Raw genomic sequence first — 16,646 nt, 5'->3', positions numbered from 1 at the left:
ATTTCTCAGGAGCACACATGCAAATCCTGCAAGAAGGCAACCACACCGCGGAGTTCCTGCTGTCGGAGGGACCGGGACAGATCTCGCGCGAGCAAGGCGTCCTGGCGCCGACGGCGGCAGCGCTGCCGTCCGGGCAGGTCCTGGCCAAGAACGCTGACGGCAAGTTCGAACCGTTCGAGGAAGCCGACGTGGCCACCCAGCCGGCGGAAGCCGTTCTGTATGGCGCGGTGCCGGCCAGCGCGGTGGACCAACCCATCTCGTATATCGCACGACTGGCCGAGGTGGCTCAGGCGCGGCTGACCGGCTATACGATCGCCGCCAAGGCTGGCCTGGCCAGCAAAAACATCATCGTGCGCTGACCCGGCGCCGTTCAATTACAACCCGACGGGGCCGCTTTGTGCGGCCCCGTTTCATTGGAGAACACCATGGCAAGTCTCGACGTCTTCAACGATGATGCCTTCAGCGTGATGTCGCTGACCAGGGCGCTCAACCAGGTCCCGGAAGGCCAGCATGTGCCGATGCTGCTCGATGGCCTCTTCACCGAAGAGGGCGTGACGACCACGCAAATCGCCATCGAGCGCGAGAATGATCAGTTGGCCCTTGTGCCCGACACGCCCCGCGGCGCGCCCGGCCAGGTCGTGGTCGGCAACAAGCGCGACGTGATCCCGTTCCAGGCGTTGCATCTTCCGGTGCGCGGCGTCGTGCGGGCCGACGAGGTACAGGGTATCCGCGCTTTCGGTAGCGAGACCGAGGTCCAGGCGGTGCAGACCGTCGTGAATCAACGAATCGCCAAGATGCGTCGCAAGATCGATGCGACGCTCACCTACCACCGTGTCGGCGCCGTGACGGGCAAGATCTATGACGCCGACGGCCAGCGCGTGCTGGTCGATCTCTATGAGCGATTTGGCATTGCGCAACAGACGGTGAACTTTGCGTTGGACAACGCGGGCACGAAGGTCCTGAGCAAGATCACCGACGCACGGCGCAAAGCCGAGGACGCTTTGACCGGTGCCGGCGTAATCACGGGCTGGCTCGGCATCGTCGGGCGCAACTTCTACGATGCCTTCACGACGCACGCATCCGTCGAGAAGGCCTTCGATCGCTGGAACGATGGCCAATTCCTGCGCGACGACATGCGTGCCGGCTTCAACTTTGGCAATGTGGTGTGGAAGGAATTCTACGGCCGGGTCGGCAACATCGATTTCATCAATCCCGACGAGGGGTATCTGATCCCGCTGGGCGTGCCGGACATGTTCGTCACGAACTTCGCGCCGGGTGACTACCTCGATGTGGTGAACACACTCGGCCTGCCGTACTACGCCAGCCAGGAACTGCTGGATCACAGGAAGGGCGTCGACCTCGAGGCCCAGTCCAATCCCCTTACGCTGAATACCCGGCCCCGCGGCGTGATCAAGCTCAAAAAGAGCTGACATGGGCTTCGATCCGGCCGTCTTCTGGTCGGCTTTCCGCTCGGCCGGGATGCTCACGACGGCATCCTGGTCAGGCGGGCCCGACTTCGACGTTGGCTTCGAGGAGCCCGAGACCTTGATGGTCGAGGGTGCACTGCATGTCGCGGAGCGCACAATCGAGTACCAGACGCAAGACGCTCCGACCCTGCGGCGCGACGACGTCGTGACCATCGACGGGAAGCGGTACCGGCTCAGCCAGACGCCGCAGAAACAAGGAGACGGCTTCTTCTCCCGCGCTGTACTGGAGACCGCGCCATGACCACCAGATTCGAGAGCTACATCGCTGCACTCGAGGCTGACATCCGCGCAATCCCGGGCTTCCCGGCGGCAGTGGAGCGCAGCATTGTCCGCGCCTTCTCCGAAGCCGACCGGCAGGGGCTGGTGTTGCGCGGCGGCAAGGAAGTTGTCGTACCCGGCGCACCCATTCCGATGGCGGACCGGCTTCGAGAGCTGCAGTGCATCGTGGTTTCCTGGGGCGACGCACCGGATGCCGATGCCAGCGCGCTCGCGGAGTTGTTCCATCCAGTCGTGATGCGCTACCGGGCCGAAGGGGTTACCGGCATTACGGAGCTGGGCACCGACGAGCCGAAGTATGGGCCGGACGGCATCAAGGCGGCGGTGGTGGTGGTTCGGTACCGGATTGCCTACCGCACGCTGGAAGACAGTCTGTCCCACTAAGGGGGAAGCCATGAAGCAAACGAAGCACGAAGGCGTGCTGGCGCCGTCTGCACCTGCGCTACCGCAGGACTCGGCCAGCGTATTGGCCAAGGATGCCTACGCCGGCCGCGGTGGCCAGTATCTGTTTGACCCCGTCACCGGAGAGCGCCGACCCATCGCAGCCGCGGCGGCCATGGTGCCGGCCGATGACCAACCCATTGATCTCCCGAAGGAGCAAGCGACATGACGAAACGCCTGCGCAACTCTCTCATCCTCGCCAAGAACGAGGTCACGCCCGGCGTGGACCCGACCCCGACTGGCGCGGCCAATGCCATTCTGATCCGCAACATGACCTTGAGCCCGCTGCAGGGCGACACTGTCTCGCGGGACCTGATCCGGCCGTACCTTGGCAATAGCGAGCAACTGCTCGCCGGTGTACACAACCGCCTGGAGTTCGAGGTCGAGCTGGCGGGAAGCGGTACCGCCGGTGACGCGCCGGGCTGGGGCCCTGTGCTGCGCAGCTGCGGCTTCGCCGAGACCGTCACCGCGGGGACCGACGTCAAGTATGCGCCCGTCACCGACGACGTGGAAACGATCACGTTCTACGTGCTCATCGATGGCCTGTTCCACAAAATGACCGGCGCACTCGGCACGGTGCAGTTCGACATCTCGGCGAAGGCCATCCCGTTCATGAAGTTCGCGTTCGTGGGCGCCTACCATGATGTGGTCGACCAGGCGCTGCCGCCAAACATCGACTACACCAAGTTCCTGACGCCGCTTGTGGCCAGCAAGCAGAACACGCCGGCCTGGTCGCTGCATGGTAAGTCGAATTGCCTCCAGTCGCTCCAGATCGACATGGCGAACGGCACGCCCTGGCGATCGCTGATCGGCTGCGAGGGGACCGACCTGACCGACCGCAAGCCGACCGGCTCCGTCAGCATGGAGCTGGGCGCCGTTGCAGAGAAAGACTGGTGGAAAGCCATTCTCGATGGCACATCTGCGCCCTTGAGCATTACCCACGGCAAGACCGCGGGCAACATCGTCAAGCTCGATGCCCCCAAGGCGCAGCTCACCAATATCCAGTACGCCGACCAGGAGGGCGTGCTGATGATGAACTCGCAACTCACGATCAACCCGAACATCGGCAACGATGAGCTGGTGATCACGGTCAAGTAGACGCGGGCGCCCTGGCGCACGCACCATCCGGAAAGGGGCCGCTCGCGCGGCCCTTCGTCATTTTGTACAGGAGAAAAACTATGGCAATTCGTATCGGCGCGGCTACCAACTTCAAAGACAAGATCGAAGTCGACATGCGCAACGAGCGCGGCGTGGTGGAGCGCTCGACATTCTCCGCGACGTTTCGCCGGTGCAACCAGGAAGAGCTCGAGCAGCTCCGCGCCGAGTATGAAGAGGAAGTGCGGGATTTGCCGCCGGAAAAGCTGTGGCGCGCGCAGGCAAGCCAGCTGCGCAAGGTCCTCGTGACGATGGATGACCTGGTCGGCCCGGACAATCAAAGGGTTCCCTACGACGACGACGCCCGTGACTACCTGCTCAGCATTCCTCAGGTCTCGGCGGCGCTGTATGCCTCCTTCTGGATGAACTCGTGGGGCGACGGCAAGAAGCCGAAAGAAAAAAACTGATTGAGGCGGCGCGCTACTGGGCCGGCGATCGCCAGTCCTTTGTGGAGGGCAGCGACGCCGTCCAGCTGCTGCGGCAGGCCGGTGCGCCGGCGGGAATCATTGCCGAGGCAGAGCGTCTTGCGGCTGGCGACGACTTCGTGGTGTGGGAGGAGAACGCCGAGGCGTTCGTGCTGTTCACCGATGACCTGAGCACCCAGTGGCGACACGTCGGTGGCCTTGCCGGCGTGGTCAGAACCGGACTGGACTACGCCTCGGTACTAAGCCACCTGGAGTTCGCAGTCGACGGTCGGGCCCGTCGTCGCGATCTGTATCGCCTTGTTCGCCTGATGGAGCGTGCCGCGCTCGATGTGTGGGCCGATCAACACAACTAGACCCGCCACCGATTGTCTCGGGGGCAAACAATTACTGGATCGACAATGGCTGGGCTGGGGGATCTCGTCTTTCGCTTCCGGGCTGATGTTCGGGAGTTCCTGAGCGCGATCGATGAGGGCGGGAGCCGCCTGCAGGCGTTCGGTGTTGGCGGCAAGCGCGCCATGGACGTCGTGTCAAGCAGTGCGGAAGCGGCTACAGCGGCAGTCAAAGGGGCTGCGGCCGCCGCGACGACTGCCGCAGCGGCGGTCGAGGGCGCGGGGCGGCGGGAAGCCGCTGCAGCAGCTGCGGCCGGCGATGCCCTCGCGCGCCAGGCGGAGGCCGCGCGCGTGGGTGCCACCGCGCATCAGCAGGCCGCGGGCGCGGCGATGGCCTATATCGCGCGCCTGCAGGAGCAGGTGCAGACCCTGGGCATGAGCACCCGCCAGATGATGGAATTCAGGGCCGCTCAGCTCGGTGTGAGCCACGAGGCCAATCCCCTGATTGCCAAGCTGTTCGAAAGCAAGAAGGGCTTTGGTGACCTCGGCGTTTCCGCCGCGCAGACGGCCGCCGCCATGCGAATGGTGCCGGCGCAGATGACGGACATCATTGTCAGCCTGCAGGCGGGCCAGGCGCCGCTGACGGTGCTCATGCAGCAAGGCGGTCAGCTCAAGGACGCATTTGGCGGTGTGGTACCTGCGGCCAAGGCTCTCGGCGCTTACGTCGCTGGCCTGGTCAACCCTGCGACACTCGCGGCTGGCGCCGGAGCACTTCTGGCGACCGCCATGTACCAGGGAAGCCAGGAGGCCGGCACGTTCAGCAAAGCACTGATCCTGTCGGGCAACGCCGCCGGCACGACAGCGGACCAGATGGCCACCATGGCAGCAAAGGTGTCGAGCACCATCGGCACGCATAGCCAGGCCGCAGACACACTGACCCAAATGGCACAGACCGGCAGGATTGCCGGGGAAGTCATGGCGGACCTTGGCGAGGCGGCGATCGCCATGAGCAAGGCCACAGGGAAGGGCATCGACGACACGATCAAGGAGTACGTCAAGCTGGCAGACGAGCCGGTGAAGGCCTCGGCTGCGCTGAACGAGCAATATCACTACCTGACCCTGTCGGTCTACAACCAGATCAAGGCCCTTGCCGAGCAGGGAAGGCAGGACGAAGCGGCGGCACTTGCACAACGCACGTATGCCAACGCCATGAAGGAGCGGGCTAACCAGGTACTGGAGAACCTCGGCTACATGCAGCGCGGCTGGAACGCGCTCAAGGGCGCTGCCCTGGGCGCGTGGGACGCCATGCTGGGCCTGGGCCGCGCCGCGACGTTGGAGGACGTCAAGAGCAAGATCGCGGCCACCATGCGTGAGATCGACGAGTTCGGCAACGGATTCGAATCCACTGACGGTGGCGCTGCCGTCGGCCGCGGCGGGCAGGGGCGGATCGCCGCGCTGAAGAAGCTGCAGGATGACCTGGCGGCGCTGCGTCAGCAGGAAGCCGAGCTGGCGGGAAAGGCGGCCAAAGCGCAGCAGGATGCGGCGAAGCAGGCGGACGAAGATGCCAAGATCCAGGCTCAGAACGCGATCGATGGCATGCGCAAGCAGATGCGGTCTCGCCAGGAGGTTCGCGCAGACGAGATCGCGGATATGGAGCGCCATGCCAAACGGCTGGGCCTGTCGGCAGCGGAGATTGCCAAACTGCGCGCGTCGATTGAGGCGAGGTACGCGGATCCCAAGGGATCAGCAACCGGGGCCGGCGCGCTGCGCAGGGCGCTGACTGAAGAGATCGCCCTGTATGAGGGCTATCAGAAGCAGCTCGATGTCATCCTCAAGGGCGGCGAGCGTGCGCTGAAGAGCCGACGCGAACAAGGGTTGCTTGACGAGCTCGGCTATCTGGGCGAGTTGCGCCAGCTGCGGGACAACGATCTGGTCGACCGTATGGCCGTGGTCGAGCTCGAGGCGGAGGCTGCACTGGGTAAGAAGCAGACGGCTGCGTACAACAAGTACATGGCCGAGCTGTCCGGCCTGCAGGCGAAACGCGTCGAGAACGAGCGCGCATATGTCGACCAGGTTGCGGAGCTGCAGATGAAGCTGGAGCAGGCCTACCGCGACGGGATCGACAAGCAAGTCAAGTCGCTCCAGGAACAGACCGATGCGCTGAACCTCGAGAACGAAAACTACGGCAAGACCAAGGGCGAGTTGGCGGCCATTACCGCGGCGCGCTACGAAGAGTCGCTCGCGCTGCTGGAGCAGGGTCGCGCCCGTGCGCAGATGCTGGGCGGTACCGCCGAGGAGATCGCGTATTACGACCAGGCGATCGCCGGCGTGACCAAGCTCGCGCAGGCGCAACGCGACTACGCCATCGCGCTCACCAACAAGGAGGATAAAGACGCAGCTCGCAAGTCGGCCGAGGAAGCCGCCAAGAGCTGGCAGAAGGCAGGGGACGACATCGAGCGAGCTTTGACGGACTCGCTCATGCGCGGCTTTGAGAACGGCAAGGGCTTTGGTGAGAATCTGATCGACAGCCTCAAAAATTTGTTCAAGACCACGGTGCTGCAGACGACAATCAAGGCGTTTGTTCAGCCAATTGTTGGCAACATGATGGGCGGCATCATGAACATGGCTGGCACGCTCCTGGGGAGCGGCTCCGGGGGACTTGGCGCGGTGGGGAACGCTTTGGGCTTCGCCAGCAATGCAACCAATCTCTGGAGCGCATTCACCAGCGGGCAGGCCGGCGTCGGCATTGGCGCAGGACTGTCCAGCATCGGCAGTTTCCTGGGCTCCCAGACCCTTACCGGCTTTGGCCAGGGGCTCGCACTGAACCCCTACACGGCATCCGCACTGGCGGATACCGCCAATGCAGTCGGTATGGGGAACTTCGCGTCTGGCCTGCAGGCAGGATCCTATGTCGCACCAGCAGTGAACTTCATCGGTGGTGTGGGTGCCGGTTATGGTCTGGGCTCCCTGATCTCCGGCAACTACGCGGCGATCGGCAATACCCAGGCCTGGGCGTCGGGCGGCGGCGCTGCAGCCGGCGCAGCCATCGGCTCCATTGTCCCAGGTTTGGGCACGCTGCTCGGAGGCGTGATCGGCGGCGCGATTGGCGGGGTGGTCAATCGCATGTTCGGCCGCGGGCCTAAGGAGCTCCAGAGTGCCGGCATCGAGGGGCGCTTCACTGGCGCTGGCTTCAGCGGCGGCCAGTATGCCGACTACAAGCAGAAGGGCGGATGGTTCCGCAGCGACCGGTACAGCAGCGAGTCGAAACCATTCAGCGATAAGGAGTTCAGCGCTATCCAGACCGAGTTTTTCGGGATGGTGGACATCTTCAAGGGTCTCAACGCTGTCTCGAATCGTTGGGAGATGGATAGTCGCCTTGGCATGTTCGACTACTCGATTCGCAATGACTGGCGCAGTGAAGAGAATCGCAAGAAGTCGTGGGGCGATCTGGGTGACGCGCTTGCCGAGAACATGATTCCAGGCATCGCTGCGTTCCGGGAGGAGGGAGAGAACCTGGTGCAGACCGCACTGCGTCTGACCGATATCTTCAAGTCGACCAACGTGGTCGCGGAAGCCCTCGGCAAGAACCTGGACGCCGCCTTCGGCATCGGCGGCATCGGCGGCGCCGCGAAGCGCGAGGCAATGGTCGACGCCGCCGGCGGTACCCAACAACTCGGCGCCATCACCTCGGCTTACATGGAGGCAGCGTTCTCCGAACAGGAGAAAGTTACCTTTGCCGCAAAGCAACTGGGCGATCAGTTCGCTGCGCTTGGGTTCTCGATGCCTCAGAGCACGGCGCAGCTGCGGGAGTGGATTGAGCAACAGGATTTGTCCCGTGAGAACGAGGCTCAACATGCCGTGGCGCTCATGGCTCTGACGCCGGCGTACAAGCAGCTCGAAGACGCCATGCGGAGCCTTAATGGCACCGTGGTGGAAGCCCGCACCGGAATTGCCGATGTCGAGAACATCCTGCTGACGGACCAGCAGAAGCAGGAAAACCGCATCAGCTCGATGCGGGAAGAGCTGGACAAGCTCGGCCTGTCCAGCATTACCACGCGCGACGGCCTGCTGGAGTACGCGCGCGGCCTGGACCGGAACAGCGAAGCCGGCGAGCGGGCGTATCAGGCGCTGGTGCGGGTCGCACCCGCGTTTCTTGAGGTAGAGGCCGCCGCCGCCCAGGCCGCCGCGGCGGCTGAAGCGGCAGCTGCCCGCACGCGCGAACTGACTGACGGCTACTTCAGCCTGTTCAAGTCGCCTGCTGAGCAACTGGGGCGGCTGCAGGAGCAGCTCGCCGCCGAGTTTGCCAAGCTCGGGCATGCGCTGCCGATGAGCGCGGGCGCCTACACCCAGCTCGTCGACAGTATCGACACCAGCAGGGAAAGTGGGCGCAAGCTGAAGGATGGACTGATGGCGCTTGCGCAACAGATGTCGACGTTCCTGCAGCAGGTGCAGGCGCAAGGAAAGCAACTCGGCACTGGCTTGGCAGACGTAATGGCGCAGCAGATGGCAGCGGTCGAGGCGCTGCGCGGTAAGGTGTCCGCGCTGGCAGCGGAGGCGCAGGCCGCGCTGCAGCTGCGTGGCAATGCCCGGTCGTTGCTTTCCCAGATCAGTGGTGCACTAGGTCAGGCAGGCGGCACCACGGGCCGCAAGGACCAGCTGTGGGGGATGCTCAACTCGGGAATTTCCCCGCAGCAGCAACTCGACATTGCGAGCGAGCTGTTCGGTCTGATCACCCAGGTGGCTGCCGTCGACACGTCGGCGGCTCAGGAACTGATGTCGGGAGCCCAGGCAGCGGCGAGTGCGGCCAGCTCTCAGCTGAGCGCGGCGAAGGCCCTCGAGGATGCCGGTCGCAGGCTGCACGACTGGGTGCAGAGCCTGAAGACAGGGAACCTGTCGCCCCTCACCATGGGCGAGAAGGTGGCTGAAGCGGCACGACAGTACCAGCAGACCCTTGCGGCGGCGCAGGCTGGCGACCAGACAGCTCTGGGCAACCTGCAGGCGGTGGCCAGCAGCTATCTGGAGCTCGCGCGCACGTACTACGCCAGCAGCGACCAGTACACCGCAATCTTCAACCAGGTCACCGGCGCGGTGGACGCTCTCGGGACGGGCTTGATGAGCCAAGGGAGCAGCCAGGCGGCCGCAGCGCAAGCTCAGCTCGATGCCGCTAACAAGCAGATCGAAGTCGCCCAGGGACAGCTCAATGCGGCCCAGCAGCAGACAGGCCTGTCCCAGGCGCAGCTGGACGAACTGGCACGGCTGCAGACGTTCGTGCAGGGCGTGGAGTCGGCTGCAGATGCGAACTACCTGGACCTGACCGGCAAGCTGGCCAGCGAACTTGGCGTGCTGCAGGCTATGGAGAAGGCGTTGGGGCTACAGGCGACCGTGCCCGGCTTGCTGGCAGGTTTGCCGGCGGAGCTGGCGGCCGCGCTGCAGCCGCTGATCAACGCGGCGAGCGGCAGCACGAAGTACGCCAATGAGCTCTACCAGCAGTACCTCGGTCGGCCGGGAGACAAGGCCGGCGTTGACTACTGGGCCCAGCAGCTTGCCGAGGGTACGCGCACGGTCGACGACTTCATGTGGGGCGCCTACGAGGAGCAGGTCAAGAAGGCCTACAAGGACGTGCTGGGCCGGGAAGCGGATGCGTCAGGCCTGCGGTTCTACGTACAGCAGATGCAGGGCGGCAAGCCGATCGGCGAGATCGTGAAAGAGCTCGAATGGGCGAAGGCCAACGGTAGCCATGCCGACGGTCTGGCCAGCGTGCCGTTCGATGGCTACCGGGCGATTCTGCACGCCGGCGAGCGCGTGCTGACGGCTGAGGATAACCGGATCTTCTCCGGAATCGACTGGCGGCAGTTTGGGCGGGGGGATGGCGCGCTGCAGGCGCTGGTGGGAGAGCTGCGCTCCGTCAAGGAGGAAGTCGCCAAGCTGCGCGCTCAGCAGAAGCAGGAGCATGACGACAGCGTCCGATCGAATCGCGAGAGCGCCGCGGCAATTGCGGAAGCGTCCAGGGAGGCAACGAAGGAAGCGGCGCAGGTCGCCGCGACACGCCAGTTCAAGCCAGTATGACGACTAAAGCAGAAATTGAGCAGTGGCTGCGGCGGGACGACCGGAATCCGGTCTTCCTCGTCGAGGTCAACGTGCGCGCCGGCGGAGCGGAAGTGACTCGATACCTCTCCAATCGACCTTATGTGACCGGCCCCGCCGAGGTTCCGGCCAATACAGCGTACTTGCCGTACATCTCCGGTGGCGTCAAGGCTGCAGAACGGCTCGCCTTGGATGGCTTTGACGGGCCAGCGACGAGTGGGTCCGTGAGCGTCGCAACGGCATCCTTTGCCCTGGCGAACGCCGACGGGCGTTTGGACGGTTGGTTGGCTGATGTATGGGCGAACCGACAGATCCGCGTGTTCGTGGGCGATTCGCGATGGCTGCGCAGCCAGTTCTACCTGCTTTTCGACGGCATCGTTGCCGATCTGGATCCCACGGATAGGGGTGAGCTGACTCTTCGCATGCTCGACAAACTGCAGCGGCTGAACGCGCCGCTGTCCGAGGCAAAGCTGACGAGCGGCCAGAACAAGGATGCGCTTATCCCTCAGGTACTGGGGGAATGCCACAACGTGGAACCGCTTCTGGTGAGCGAAGCGACGCACAACTATGCGGTGAACCCTTACCAATGCGAGCGCCTGATCGAAGTGCGCGACAACGGCGCGCCGGTGAGCTTCACCCCCCAACTGGCGAATAGCCAGTTCACACTGAATCAGTCCCCTGCTGGACAGATCACGGCGAGCGTCCAAGGCGACCGGCAGGGCGGTACGTACGCCAAGGACGCCGCCGGCATCGTGCAGCGCCTGGTGACCATGTTTGGCAAGGCCTCGGAGCGCTTCACTGCAGCGGATCTCGATGCGGCCAATCTCATGGCCTTCGCTGCGGCCAATCCGCAGATGATCGGGCTGTACGTCAAGGACCGGATGAACGTTCTGGAGGCCTGCCGGCAGGTTGCCGCCAGTGTTGGGGCTCAGATCCTGATGTCCCGGGCCGGACTCCTGCGGCTGGTGCGCCTGGCACTGCCGCCTGCGGGGCAGGCGCGTGTGATCAAGCCAGCCGACTACAAGGAAGGCAGTCTCCGACCGAAGGCTCGCAGCACCGTGCGCGCCGGCGTGAAAGTGGGCTACTGCCGCAACTGGACGCAGCAAACCAATCTGCAGACGGGCATCCCGGAAGCGCACAAGACGCTGTATGCCCAGGAATGGCTGGTCGCAACGGCTAGCGATGCGGGCGTGGCCACCCAGTACCGATTGCACAGCGATCCGGAGCAAGAGGACACGCTGCTCCAGACCCGAGCGGAGGCGCAGGCCGAGGCCGACCGCCGGCTGGCGCTATGGAAGGTTCCGCGACACGTGTACCAGATGCAATGCAACGCGAGCTTCCTGACTCTGGAGCTCGGCGAGCCGGTGACTGTCTACAACAGCCGGTTCGGTTTGGCTGGAGGAAAGACGGGCTTGGTGGTTGGCATCGAGTCTGATTGGCTGAACGGGGAAGCGATGGTTGAGGTTTTGATCTGATGGCTACTGTTGTCAATGATCGCGATGTGTTGCTGCAGGCCGCGTCACCGCGGGTCATGCCAACCACGCTCCCGGGCAACGTGACGGTTCCGCCTGGCCAACTAGGCAACGGGCAACTGCCGGGCGGCGTCACTGTGCCGCCAGGAAACCTCGGCTCTGGGACGTTGCCCGGCGGGGTCTCGGTACCATCACTGAATATCTCCGGCACTCTCCAGACCTACCAGCTGAGCGCAGCCGTCATTACCACTTCGAACCTGGCCACTCAGAACCTAAGCGCAAACCAGATCGTCTCCGGCACCATAAGTACGTCGCGCTTAGGCGCAGACGTCATCACAACGACGAACTTCTCCGCGCAGTCGATCAGCGCCAACCAGATCACGACAGGCACACTCTCCGCCAATCGCATCTACGGCGGCCAGCTCAACGGCGTCACTATCAAGATCTCCGATGGATCGCCGGGATTCACGTTCGAAGTGGAAGCTAGCGGCCGCGCGCTGATCGGAAACATGTTGGTTGGCACCGCCGTCATTGGCAGCTTCCCTGATGTGGTTTCGTCGGCGGGGCAGAACACCCTTCAGATGGGACAAGGGCATAACCTTACGATGCAGGGCTACTTCCGGGCCAATGGTCGAGTTGCGAATGACGGTGCGACCGTGCAAGTAGAGGGCATTGGTTCAAGCAGCAACAATCACGGGTTTCGTGCGATCCGACGTAATACGGCGGGCGGCAGCATCGTTTCCTCAGGGATTGTGGCAACGGTTGGCGGTAACTCGTTCTATTCGGAGGTCGGGACCGTTGGCCCCTTCACGGCTAGCCACGATGCGCTTGTCCTGAAGGAGATCCCAACCGAGGACGGCATGGTGCTCGAGGACGTTACATGCGTTCGCAAACGCGGCGTGTCGGATGCGATCTTCGAAGCCCGACCCGTGCAGGGCATGGCGAGCAAGCGCCGGGCCGGCGTGGTCAGTCACCGTGCCCCGCTAGCCGATTCGTTACCCGCGGCGCTGATCGCAAGCCTTGACGAGGACAGTAAGCCAATTCCCGCCGATTGCTACGCCGCGCTGTGCGAGCGGTATGACCTTGTGCATATGAACGCGCTCGGCGAGGGACAGGTACTGGTGAGCGGTGCCAACGGGGACATCGAGCAGGGGGACTTCATTACATCGTCCGGCCTGCCGGGTATCGGCATGCGCCAGGATGGCGATGGCCTCATGACCTACACGATCGCGCAGGCGCGCGAGTCCATTCATTTCGATTCGCCAACAGACGTCCGTCTGGTGGCGTGCTACTACCACTGCGGCTAGGAGGCCCACATGCAACGCACTCAACAGATGGCAAACCTGCAAGTCCACCTGGATAACCAGTTCATGCCGGCGCCTTTCGGCCAGGGCGTGACCATGAGCGTCGTCCAAGTGGTGACGGACCCCCAGGGCCGCGTTGTCGGCCAGCCGGCGCATCAGGTGCAGGCGGTGGTGCCTGACGACATCACGCAGGAACTGCTGGCCGCGCTGAATGACAAGCTGGGCGCAGTCGGCCTGAGGCTGGAGCGCCTGGATGCCTAATCTGCGAATCGTTCACGACAACGCCGCCGACAGGGCAGCCATCGTCGCGTCGAGTACAGCGGGCGGGCTGGTGGCAGCAAACCTGCAGAATGACACGCTTGGCCTGGTACATCGATCGGCCGGTACCAGCGTAACTTACACGCTGACTTGGCCCCAACTGGAAGCTGTGGGCTGTGTGGCGTTGCCGGGCTGCAATTTGTCGCCCAACGCCGAAATCCGGGTGCAGGTCTTCGACGCCGCGGCAGGGGGCGAGCTGCTGATCGACACCGGTTGGCGGTATGCGTGCCCCGGCGCGATGCTCGGCGCGTGGGACTGGTCTCAGCCGCTTTGCGTCAACGCCGCCAGCTCGCACGGGCTGTCGAAGGCGTCGATCTGGTTCGAGGCAGTTGCCGGCCGCCGAATGATCGTAGATCTGCGAGATCCGGAGAACGCGGCAGGCTTCCTCGAGGTCGTGCGGCTGATCGCCGGCGGCTACTTCGAGCCGCGCTGGAACGCATCGTTCGGGGCCGCGGTGACGCACTCAGACAGTACGCGCAACACGACGGCCGAGTCGGGGGACATCTGGTCGGATCCCGGCACTCGTCTGACCACCCTCCGCTTCGATCTGGCGTGGCTTGGCACTTCTGACAGGGCCCATGTGGCTGAGATCCTCAGGCGCGCGGGCACGCGACGTTGGTTGTTCGTCAGCCTCTATCCGGAGTGGGGTGACGTGCTGCTCGAGCAGGACAACATGGTCTACGGGAAGCTCAAGCAGGTGCCAGGCGTCGGGCATGGTTCCCCGACGCTCTATTCAACGCAGTTCGACATTGAGGGATGGTGATGGCGGGACCGTTCTACGTCAAAATGCTGGGGCCTCACGCGGTCCGCTGGCTGAACAATCTTTGGGATCGTGTGACGGAGCAGATCTCGGGCACCAGTGAGTCGGACCTCACGATCGGCACCGGCACGCAGAACCTTCTTACGCAGGCGAGCAAGCAGTTTGCCGTCGGCATGCCGGTGCGTATCACACGCACGAGCGACGTCACGCAGTGGATGGATGGTCAGGTGTCGGCCTACGACGCCGAGACTGGCGATATGTCGGTCCTGGTTGCTGCCACCTCCGGCGCAGGGACGTTCTCCAACTGGACGATCAGCCTGTCCGGCCAGAGTGGGCCGGCCGGAGCCGTCGGCGATAAGGGTTGGAGCCCGGTGATCGCGGTGATCGTCGACGGCGCACGCCGCGTCATGCGCGTGATTGACTGGGCCGGTGGGCAGGGCGTCAAGCCGTCATCCGGGACCTACGTCGGCGCCGCGGGCCTGGTGGCCGATATCGCGCAGGCTGTGGATATTCGGGGCCCGCAGGGCGACGTCACGGCTGCCCTAGAGGCGTTGCGCGAACAGGTGGAGCTCGATGCGCAGGCCGCAGCGGATGCCGCACTGGCTGCTGGCCAATCCGCCCAACTGGCTGGTCAGCGTGCACAGGCCGCCGATGAGGCAGCCGGTGCAGCGGCCGCCAGTGCCTCGTCTGCTGGCGACAAAGCGGATGAGGCGGCCGCCAGCGCGGAAACGGCCGCGGCGAGGCGCGACGAAGCGGTCCAGGCAGCCACGGATGCCGGGCAGGCGAGGGCAGATGCTGATACCGCGCGCGACCAGGCAGTTGCGGCAAAGGGTGATGCGGTTGCGGCAAAGGGCCAAGCCGAGGCGGCGCGGGACGCCGCGCAGAACTACGCGGCGGCACTGGCGGGATCCTCGGTGACGCCGCTGGTTCCAGGTGCCGGCCCTGCGGTGTTCGCCACCCAGGCGGGCAAGGCTTGGACTCTTGGCCAGCGCCTGCGCGCGGCGAGCGACGACGGGTCCGTGTTCGTCGAAGGGCCGGTCTCCGCCTACGCCGGCACGAGCCTGACTCTGGCGGTGGAGTACTTCGTGGGCGCAGTCGAGCATGCCGACTGGAACATCGCTCTGGTCGGGGGGCGCGGTGCACAGGGTGTCCCAGGCCTGGTCTCGCGTGGCCCATGGGCGGCGGCGGCGGCCTACGCCGTCGGGGATCTCGCCACAGACGACGGTGCCACCTGGGAGCGCATCGTGGCAGGTACCACGCCAACGAACCCGGCCGCGGATCCCGTCAACTGGCGGGTATTCGCTCGGCGCGGGATCGACGGCTCCGGGTCAGTGGTGTCGGTTCAAGGCATTGCGCCGGACGGCGGTGGCGACGTCACGCTGCCCGAGGCGACTGCCGCTGCAGCTGGCCTGATGCCCGCGGCGGACAAAGGCAAGCTCGATGGCGTGGCCGCGGGGGCGACGGCCAACGCGGCGGATTCGCACCTACTGGATCGAGCAAATCACACCGGAGAGGAGCCGATCAGCGCGGTGAGTGGATTGCAGGCCGCGCTGGACGGCAAGATCCCGCTCGCGGAGAAGGGTGCAGTCGGTGGCGTTGCAACGCTTGATGGCGGCGGCAAGGTGCCTGCGGCGCAGCTGCCAAGCTTCGTGGATGATGTCCTCGAGTACGCCAGTCAAGCCGCATTTCCGGCCGTCGGTGAGAGCGGAAGAATCTATGTTGCGCTGGATACGAACAAGACCTATCGCTGGTCTGGATCCGCCTACGTCGAGATCAGTGCGAGTCCGGGCAGCACAGATGCGGTCCCCGAAGGGGCGATGAACCAGTACTTCACAGCCGCACGCGTGCGCGCCGCTGTGTTGACCGGACTGTCGACGGCGGTCAACGCTGCAATAGCGGCGACCGACACAATGCTGGCGGCGCTGGGAAAACTGCAGCGGCAGATCACCGACAACGCGGCGGCTGCCGCGAACGCGAGCAACCTGACCAGCGGCTCGCTGGATGATGCGCGACTGCCGTCGGTGATGACCGGGAAGCAGCTGACGAGCATGAGTGAGACGTCGACCTCGCCGGCTATCAGCGGCGGGACGCTGGTGCTTGACTGCAGCGCTGGCAACCAGTTCACGGTCTCGCTGAACGCCAACATCACCACGCTGACAATCGCGAATCCGCCGGCGGCTGGTAAGAGTTACGCCATGGACCTGGAATTCGTTGCAGATGGCACTGCGCGCACGATTGCGTGGCCAGGTACCGTGAAGTGGCCGGGGGGCACGTCCCCTTCACTCACTGCAGCCAACGGCAAGGCAGATGTGTTCGTGCTGCGCACACGTGATGGTGGCGCAACCTGGCGCGCCTTCAAGGCAGGGCAGAACTCATGAGTACGAAGATGCTGATGATGTGTGGCGCGCAAGAAGCTGCGCCAAGCCAGGTGGTCTTCGAATCCACCACAACGGGCGGCTTTGATGGTTATAGCTGGACCGTCCCGGATGGTGTCACGCATGTTTGCGTTGCAGCTGTGTCGCCTGGGGGTAATGGGGGTGATTGGGGCGGCTCGACTGCGACAGGAGGCAAAGGTGGCGATTTTGGCTGGGCAAA

The 16,646-nt window shown here is 64.4% G+C and carries 14 protein-coding genes; all 14 read left to right on the top strand.

Features of this window, described 5'->3' with window-relative positions; genetic code table 11:
- Positions 1–17: 17 nt before the first annotated feature.
- Positions 18–359 (top strand): head decoration protein, encoded by a 342-nt coding sequence (locus tag A2G96_RS16900; protein ID WP_062801145.1) that lies wholly within the window; start codon positions 18–20, stop codon positions 357–359.
- 66 nt (positions 360–425) lie between these two features.
- Complete coding sequence (locus A2G96_RS16895) at positions 426–1,430, top strand: major capsid protein (RefSeq protein ID WP_062801143.1); 1,005 nt, start codon at positions 426–428, stop codon at positions 1,428–1,430.
- Between the two features lies 1 nt (position 1,431).
- Positions 1,432–1,728, top strand: coding sequence for a head-tail joining protein (locus A2G96_RS16890; protein ID WP_062801141.1), 297 nt, complete (start codon positions 1,432–1,434; stop codon positions 1,726–1,728).
- Positions 1,725–2,147 carry a hypothetical protein gene (locus A2G96_RS16885; RefSeq protein ID WP_062801138.1) on the top strand — a complete coding sequence of 141 codons (423 nt, stop codon included), beginning with the start codon at positions 1,725–1,727 and terminating at the stop codon, positions 2,145–2,147. The genes A2G96_RS16890 and A2G96_RS16885 overlap by 4 nt, the downstream gene beginning before the upstream one ends.
- Positions 2,148–2,157: 10 nt before the next feature.
- Complete coding sequence (locus tag A2G96_RS16880; RefSeq protein WP_062801136.1) at positions 2,158–2,373, top strand: hypothetical protein; 216 nt, start codon at positions 2,158–2,160, stop codon at positions 2,371–2,373.
- Entirely contained in the window at positions 2,370–3,302 is a 933-nt protein-coding gene (locus A2G96_RS16875; RefSeq protein WP_062801134.1) for a phage tail tube protein, read from the top strand. The genes A2G96_RS16880 and A2G96_RS16875 overlap by 4 nt, the downstream gene beginning before the upstream one ends.
- An 80-nt stretch (positions 3,303–3,382) precedes the next feature.
- A complete protein-coding gene (locus tag A2G96_RS16870; protein ID WP_062801129.1) occupies positions 3,383–3,766 on the top strand; it encodes a hypothetical protein in 384 nt (127 codons plus the stop codon).
- Positions 3,730–4,137 carry a DUF1799 domain-containing protein gene (locus A2G96_RS16865; protein ID WP_167354372.1) on the top strand — a complete coding sequence of 136 codons (408 nt, stop codon included), beginning with the start codon at positions 3,730–3,732 and terminating at the stop codon, positions 4,135–4,137. The genes A2G96_RS16870 and A2G96_RS16865 overlap by 37 nt, the downstream gene beginning before the upstream one ends.
- Positions 4,138–4,182: 45 nt before the next feature.
- Positions 4,183–10,179, top strand: a complete 5,997-nt coding sequence (locus tag A2G96_RS16860; RefSeq protein ID WP_062801124.1) for a phage tail length tape measure family protein — start codon at positions 4,183–4,185, stop codon at positions 10,177–10,179.
- The gene (locus A2G96_RS16855; protein ID WP_062801121.1) at positions 10,176–11,672 is read left to right on the top strand and encodes a hypothetical protein; all 1,497 of its coding nucleotides are present in this window, start codon (positions 10,176–10,178) and stop codon (positions 11,670–11,672) included. Before A2G96_RS16860 ends, A2G96_RS16855 begins: the two co-directional genes overlap by 4 nt.
- Positions 11,672–12,976, top strand: a complete 1,305-nt coding sequence (locus A2G96_RS16850; protein WP_150124163.1) for a hypothetical protein — start codon at positions 11,672–11,674, stop codon at positions 12,974–12,976. The genes A2G96_RS16855 and A2G96_RS16850 overlap by 1 nt, the downstream gene beginning before the upstream one ends.
- 9 nt (positions 12,977–12,985) lie before the next feature.
- A complete protein-coding gene (locus A2G96_RS16845; protein ID WP_150124162.1) occupies positions 12,986–13,234 on the top strand; it encodes a hypothetical protein in 249 nt (82 codons plus the stop codon).
- Positions 13,227–14,054, top strand: coding sequence for a hypothetical protein (locus tag A2G96_RS16840; protein WP_062801116.1), 828 nt, complete (start codon positions 13,227–13,229; stop codon positions 14,052–14,054). The genes A2G96_RS16845 and A2G96_RS16840 overlap by 8 nt, the downstream gene beginning before the upstream one ends.
- Positions 14,054–16,429 carry a hypothetical protein gene (locus A2G96_RS16835; protein WP_062801114.1) on the top strand — a complete coding sequence of 792 codons (2,376 nt, stop codon included), beginning with the start codon at positions 14,054–14,056 and terminating at the stop codon, positions 16,427–16,429. Before A2G96_RS16840 ends, A2G96_RS16835 begins: the two co-directional genes overlap by 1 nt.
- The last annotated feature ends 217 nt before the right edge of the window (positions 16,430–16,646 follow it).

This window comes from Cupriavidus nantongensis (genome assembly GCF_001598055.1).
GTDB classification, from domain to species: Bacteria; Pseudomonadota; Gammaproteobacteria; order Burkholderiales; family Burkholderiaceae; genus Cupriavidus; species Cupriavidus nantongensis.
Note: the sequence above shows the minus strand (reverse complement) of the source record. Positions and strands in the feature narration are given on the sequence as shown.